The organism is Iodobacter sp. CM08, assembly GCF_033446605.1.
Taxonomy (GTDB): domain Bacteria; phylum Pseudomonadota; class Gammaproteobacteria; order Burkholderiales; family Chitinibacteraceae; genus Iodobacter.
Window position 1 is genome coordinate 1 of record NZ_JAWQUO010000071.1, and the last position, 6,276, is coordinate 6,276.

Sequence of the window (6,276 nt, forward strand, 5' to 3'; positions counted from 1 at the left end):
GGCCAATACGGCGAGCTGTTGTTTGACGATACTCAGGGGGAAGTCCGCACTAAGCTATCTAGCGAGCACGGCAAAACTCAGTTGAACCTTGGTTACCTAATCCACCCGCGCACCGACGGCAAAGCCAGTACCGGCCATCTTTACCACCACGTACACGCCAGCAAAAGCCTTGAAGCAGGCAGCAACACCGATCAAGACGGCAAGAGCAAATCTAAAGACCAAACCGGCCAGCAAAAAATTATCCTGCTACACGGGGAAGACGGCATCGCCATCACCAGCCCGCAAAGCCAGACCCTCTCCGCAGGCACTAACTTAGATCAAATCGCCCAGCGCGACACCAACCAAACCTCCGGCCGCCGCTGGATACATAACGTAGGCCAACATATCAGCCTGTTTGTAGCTGGGGTAAAAGATAAAGTCGCGCTAAAACTGATCGCAGCCAAAGGCAAAATCCAGCTGCAAGCACAAAGCGACGATATTGAAATCACTGCCGACAAAAACGTAAAACTCACTGCAATCAAAGGCAAGGGCCTGTTCAACGCCAAGCAAGAAATCCTGCTCACCGCCGGTGGCGCTTATATCCGTATCAAAGACGGCAAGATTGAGCTGCATGCACCGGGGAAAGTGAGCATTAAAGGCGGGAGCCATGATTGGGGCGGGCCTGCATCTCTAACTTTACCAAACGCTCCATTTAACCTTGCTGACTTGGATAAGAAATCTGACTTGGAAATTTTATACGAAGATGCAGATGGAAATAGCGCACCAGCCGGTGAAGAAATTAAACTCATTTTTGGTGATGGTAAAAACGAAAAAATAGCGCTTGATGAGTCTGGAAAAGCAACAGTCAAAAATGCGCCATGGGGCGTTTTAAAAGCAGCTCAAACTAAACGTCGTGGAAAATAAATCATGCCAAAAACGTCTTCTAATAAAGAACAAGATGAATTTCAATGTGTAAATATAGACTTGCCAGGTGAAGCAATACAATGCACCCGCTCTAAAAGCAAAATAAAAGTTATCCTTAGAAAGCATCGTGATGTTGTTTTAGACATCAAGCTTCTTAAGGAATTGAATTACACTATAGAATCTGAAGCAAGCCCCTTTTATTCAGTTCGTGATAAAAAGTTAATTACTGCGGGGAAGAAAGTCACTCTAAAAAATGAAGAGCGTCTGCACCTTTGGGTGGCACGTGACTTCAAAGGCCACTTAGTGCTTAAAGCCAGCAATAGTATTATTGGGAAATACAATATAGAAAAATTAGACCCAATCAAATATGGATATCTCCCCAAAGAAAAACCCGCGCCATTTATAATTTCATTAAAAAACGACGTTTCCCAAGAGGAAAACAAATCAAGTTCATCAGATGATTTTTTACCTAAAAAAACAGCTCCATTTTCCAGCTCAATTAACCCGAATTCAGAAGCTGAAAATTTTAAAGCTAGCTTTATTGAAGAAAAGCACCCAATTGTGCAAGTAGTACAAGTTGCAGAGGATGGCATCCCAGAAAAGATATTGAAGCACATTCAAACTGGGGGAGGAAAATCAGGCCTTGCAGATCTAGATATAAATGAAGTCGCAACAAGAAATTGGTTATATGGGCAACTTGCAGGAACAACAGCTTACGTTGCAGATAACTGGGAATGGCTAAGAAATAGTATTGATACAAAAACAGCGAAAGGTACTAAGTTTGTAACAGCTAAATTTCATAAAATAAATGGAAAAATAAGAGTATATTTCTCTGGCTATAGCAATAGTAACCCTATATTTAGGCAAGGGGGGCATGGTTCGTCAAACGCTAAAATTATACAAATTTTTTCGGGAGCAGGAAGTGCAAAAAGTTCCTTCTCGGCAGCTTGGAAAGCTGTTCTTGGAACCATAAAAAACAATACTCTAATAAGTTTTGCCTTTTCTACAGCAACTTCATATTTAGAGTGGAAGTCAGATACAAAAAAAGATGGTTATGACTTCGCCTCTAACTTAATAATATCTATATTAAAAACATTACTTGTAGCCATAATAAGTTCAATCATAACCGCAATAGTTATAGTGTTTGTTGCAATCATATTTACAGGAGCAATCCCCGTTATCGCCGTTGGTATTTTTGGTATAACCGCATCTATGTTTATCACTTACGGAATTGACTATATGGATAAGAGCGCAGGTAAAAGCCTAAAAGGTGATAGTAACGGGGATGGCATTTCTGGGTATGTCGCCCCCAAATTAAGAAAAGCTGGGGAAATAATTAGTGAAAATTGGGATTATTTAAAGTTAAAATCAGAAAAAGAGTATGAGGAGATTGTATTATGGGCAAAATAAAAAATGAAATAAAAGATATTCATAATCACGAAGATGTTGATTTTATAATAAAGCTAGCTGGGCTCGGTTGCACAATCTGTTTCCTTTTGGGGGCGGGTATGTCTTCATCCTTATATAGCACAGAAATCGGTAGCAATAACAATAGCTGGCTTCTTGGAATATATTTACTAGCGATTACTTTACTAGTATTGATTTTTATGTTTTTTTCAAAGACCACCAAACTTGTAACAAAATGGGCAGGTTCAGGAATTATTTTTTTATTTTCTGTTTCATATTTACTTACCAACGCTGTAGTTAGTCCTTACATTTTTAGTTCAATACCATGGACATTTAAATTGCTGGGGCTATTTATTGGAATTGGAACAAATTTATGCTGGGTCATTTACTCAGCAAAGAATATAACAATGATCGTCTCCAACCCATTATTAAAACAAAGTTTATACAGAGAAGAAGCAGATAAATTTATATATAAAAATGGTATACAACAAACCATTATAGAGAAAAAACTAAAACGCAGGTATTTGCCACACCCAATTCTGTGGGTAATATTAATCCCACTCCAACCATTTTCATTTATTCTACATGAAATAATTATTAGCAATTTTGGAGTTGATTTTTTCTCTATTTTTATGTCTGCAATTTCATTACCACTGTCATTAATGTTCAATGGAATGATTGTAAGTCATTTACTTGTGTATTTTTATTACCCCTCCATATTAAAAAAAACAACAGGAAAAGAAGTGCATGTGATTTAAAAAACAGCACGGTAGCACGGTAGGTTGGGTTAGTGACCTATCAGCCCAACATTCTTAGGCATATTGAGGTGTTGGGCTGATACAGCTTTAGCCCAACCTACCGCGCTGTTTATATCCACAGCAAGCTAATGATCATTAATGATGTCTTTACCACCCACGGCTCAGCGAATATCAATGTGCGCAGCATGGAAGTAGATAGCGAATTAAATATCGCCCATGAAGCAGGTAGCGTTACCCAGAAAATGCGCCGTGATTTATGGGCGCTGCATACCAAGGGATTGGGAGCACAGGATGAACCCGCAGAGGCATTTAAAAAGTGGGATAAAATTATTAAGGAAAATAAGAAACGATCCCCCGATAGAAGCAAAGCTAGCCTAGGAAAACCCTATGCATCCCTGGTCGAGTTCTATCGCGGTAGTACCAAAATCTCAGACTCGGATTAAACCATGCCACGATTTAGTTATCTGCTATTAATTTGCCTCATGTTTACTGCTTGTAAAGCCAGCTCGCCCCATGCCAAGGAAAGGACTATGCCTGATTTACCCGATGTACACGCAAAACTTGCTTTTAGCTGTGTTTATGAAAAAGATCATTTACCAGAACTGCCTAAAGAAGCAGATACGCTGTTCCTTTATGCTCGCTGGCTACAAAAGAATAATTTATTAAAACAAGACACCAAGGTTTATCCTGAGATTGCCCGCCTATATCGTATTGCCGCTGCTAATGGACACTACAAAGCCAATATAAATTTACAAAATGGCATGACCGATGGCAGTCTGGAAGGATCAATTATTGAAGTCCTAGATTTAAATGATCAATTAGTAAAAGAAAATATCCCTACTGGATTTTACAATATTGGCTATTACATCGAGCATGGCTATGGCTACGATGAAAACCCTGAATTAGCGCTAAAATATTTCCGAAAATCTGCCGACATGGGCAGCCCAGCAGGACAATATTATGTAGGAGAAAAATTAGCACCTGACGATATGGCTCCCGACGTGATGCGGCAGTTACGCCTTTGCGCCGCAGAACAAGGGCATGCAAAAGCAGGCATGGAGTTAGGGGCACATTTTCAAGAGTCAAAGAAATATGCAGAGGCGGTTAAGGCCTATCAGCTTGGGGCTAAAGCTGGCCATGAAATTGCCGCTTTTGCTTTAGAAAATGGCTTTCTTGCGCCTCCCCCTACTGATGAACTTAATTACATTGCCTTAGAAAAAGACGAAGAACGTTCACGCCGCTATAAAGCAATTGGCGCTGTACTAGGCCGCTATTCTTACCTCAAGCCGACCGTAGAAGAAATTGACGATATTGTGCCCTTGCCACCAGCTAAATTGCCACCTTGGGACGGCTCTTTAAAATGGCTAAAAGCCCATGAAGCGAATATTGCACCAGCTAAACCAAGTGAAGAGCTGATTGCTAAACTGGCTAAAGCCAAGGGCCTAGACCCTGCATCGGGCATGCCGCTGGCCCTGCTTAAAAAAACGGAAGTTGTCCCTCCAGCTCCAGCCGCCATCACTACGCCAAGCCGCGTCGCCCTTGGCACCCTCTGTCACAACGGCTTACCTTGCCCAGAGGCCGGTCTGTGGGTTGGCTATTTTGAAGGGCAAAAATATAGCCACCTGCTCAGCAAAGGCCAGCTTATGCCCACCATTCCAGCATCCATTCCCCGCAGTAATAAACTGGCCCAATGGCTAAAAGGCCCAGAAAAAATAGAGCTGGCTATGGAATGGCAATTGGAAAAATATACGGATGCATGATTTCTTATGGGAGGCGAGAGTCAATAAAATGCCTGCGCCTATTTATTGCTTCGTCTTGTTTGCTACCCTTGCACTCACTGCCTGCGGCAATGATTTTAAGGATAGAAAATTGGATAATCTGGATAATATCAAAGCCAAGCAGGCATTTACTTGCGCTTATGAAAAAGATCATTTACCAGAACAGCCCAAAGAAGCAGATACGCTGTTCCTTTATGCCCGCTGGCTACAAAAGAATAACCTATTAAAACAAGACACCAATATTTATCCAGAGATTGCCCGCCTATATCGCATTGCAGCTGCTAATGGGCACTATAAAGCCAATATCAATTTACAAAATGGCATGACCGATGGCAGTCTGGAAGGATCAATTATTGAAGTCCTAGATTTAAACGATCAATTAGTAAAAGAAAATATCCCTACTGGATTTTACAATATTGGCTATTACATTGAGCACGGCTATGGTTACGATGAAAACCCTGAATTGGCACTAAAATACTTCCGAAAATCTGCCAATATGGGAAGCCCCGCAGGTCAATTTTATGTAGGTGAGAAATTAGATCCAGCTGATATGGCACCAGAAGTTGCAGAAAAAATGCTCCGGTGTGCAGCAGAGCAGGGGCATGGTGAAGCGGCTATTTCAGTTGCGATTGGCTATAAAACATTAAAGAAGAGGTACTCAGATGCTCTTATTTCGTTTCAACTTGGTGTGAAAGCTGGCAGTGAGAATGCTGCTTCTTTTATGGAGCATGGCTTTGAAGGACTGCCTTCAACTAACGAGTTGTATTACTTAGGGCAAACCAAAGATGACGAACGCTCACGCCGCTATAAAGCAATTGGCGCTGTACTTGGTCGCTATTCTTATCTCAAACCGACCGTAGAAGAAATTGACGATATTGTGCCCTTGCCACCGGCTAAATTGCCTCCTTGGGATGGCTCTTTAAAATGGCTAAAAATGCATGAAGCGAACATTGCACCTGCTAAGCCCAGTGATGAACTGATCGCCAAACTGGCTAAAGCCAAGGGGCTAGACCCCGCATCGGGCATGCCGCTGGCCCTGCTTAAAAAAACGGAAGTTGTCCCTCCAGCTCCAGCCGCCATCACTACGCCAAGCCGCGTCGCCCTTGGCACCCTCTGTCACAACGGCTTACCTTGCCCAGAGGCCGGTCTGTGGGTTGGCTATTTTGAAGGGCAAAAATATAGCCACCTGCTCAGCAAAGGCCAGCTTATGCCCACCATTCCAGCATCAATTCCCCGCAGCAATAAACTGGCCCAATGGCTAAAAGGCCCAGAAAAAATGGAGCTGGCAATGGAATGGCAATTGGAAAAATATAGTTAATAACCGACGGCCCATCTTTTGAAAAGGAGTGCGCAAATGAATAACGATGATGAGTCGGTAAAAATATTGCCTAGTCATGAAATGGGAATTTCTAAGAGGGCTGATGGTACTG

General features: G+C 42.1%; 6 protein-coding genes. All 6 read left to right on the forward strand.

What is annotated here, in order from left to right; translation table 11 throughout:
- Positions 1-903 (forward strand): DUF2345 domain-containing protein (locus tag R6242_RS21725; protein ID WP_318430903.1); only part of this gene is annotated, 903 nt, incomplete at its 5' end.
- Positions 904-906: 3 nt separating this feature from the next.
- The gene (locus tag R6242_RS21730; RefSeq protein WP_318430905.1) at positions 907-2,313 is read left to right on the forward strand and encodes a hypothetical protein; all 1,407 of its coding nucleotides are present in this window, start codon (positions 907-909) and stop codon (positions 2,311-2,313) included.
- Positions 2,301-3,068, forward strand: a complete 768-nt coding sequence (locus R6242_RS21735; RefSeq protein WP_318430907.1) for a hypothetical protein — start codon at positions 2,301-2,303, stop codon at positions 3,066-3,068. The genes R6242_RS21730 and R6242_RS21735 overlap by 13 nt, the downstream gene beginning before the upstream one ends.
- Positions 3,069-3,181: 113 nt before the next feature.
- Positions 3,182-3,511 carry a phospholipase D-like domain-containing protein gene (locus tag R6242_RS21740; RefSeq protein ID WP_412100794.1) on the forward strand — a complete coding sequence of 110 codons (330 nt, stop codon included), beginning with the start codon at positions 3,182-3,184 and terminating at the stop codon, positions 3,509-3,511.
- An 87-nt stretch (positions 3,512-3,598) separates the two neighbouring features.
- Positions 3,599-4,828, forward strand: a complete 1,230-nt coding sequence (locus R6242_RS21745; RefSeq protein ID WP_318430911.1) for a sel1 repeat family protein — start codon at positions 3,599-3,601, stop codon at positions 4,826-4,828.
- A complete protein-coding gene (locus tag R6242_RS21750; protein ID WP_318430914.1) occupies positions 4,821-6,164 on the forward strand; it encodes a sel1 repeat family protein in 1,344 nt (447 codons plus the stop codon). Before R6242_RS21745 ends, R6242_RS21750 begins: the two co-directional genes overlap by 8 nt.
- Positions 6,165-6,276: the final 112 nt, after the last annotated feature.

What these genes read in the sequence shown, in the direction of transcription:
- R6242_RS21745 (WP_318430911.1), top strand. Translation starts at nt 3,599, where the DNA reads ATGCCTGATTTACCCGATGTACACGCAAAACTTGCTTTTAGCTGTGTT.
- R6242_RS21735 (WP_318430907.1), top strand. Translation starts at nt 2,301, where the DNA reads ATGGGCAAAATAAAAAATGAAATAAAAGATATTCATAATCACGAAGAT.
- R6242_RS21730 (WP_318430905.1), top strand. Translation starts at nt 907, where the DNA reads ATGCCAAAAACGTCTTCTAATAAAGAACAAGATGAATTTCAATGTGTA.
- R6242_RS21750 (WP_318430914.1), top strand. Translation starts at nt 4,821, where the DNA reads ATGCATGATTTCTTATGGGAGGCGAGAGTCAATAAAATGCCTGCGCCT.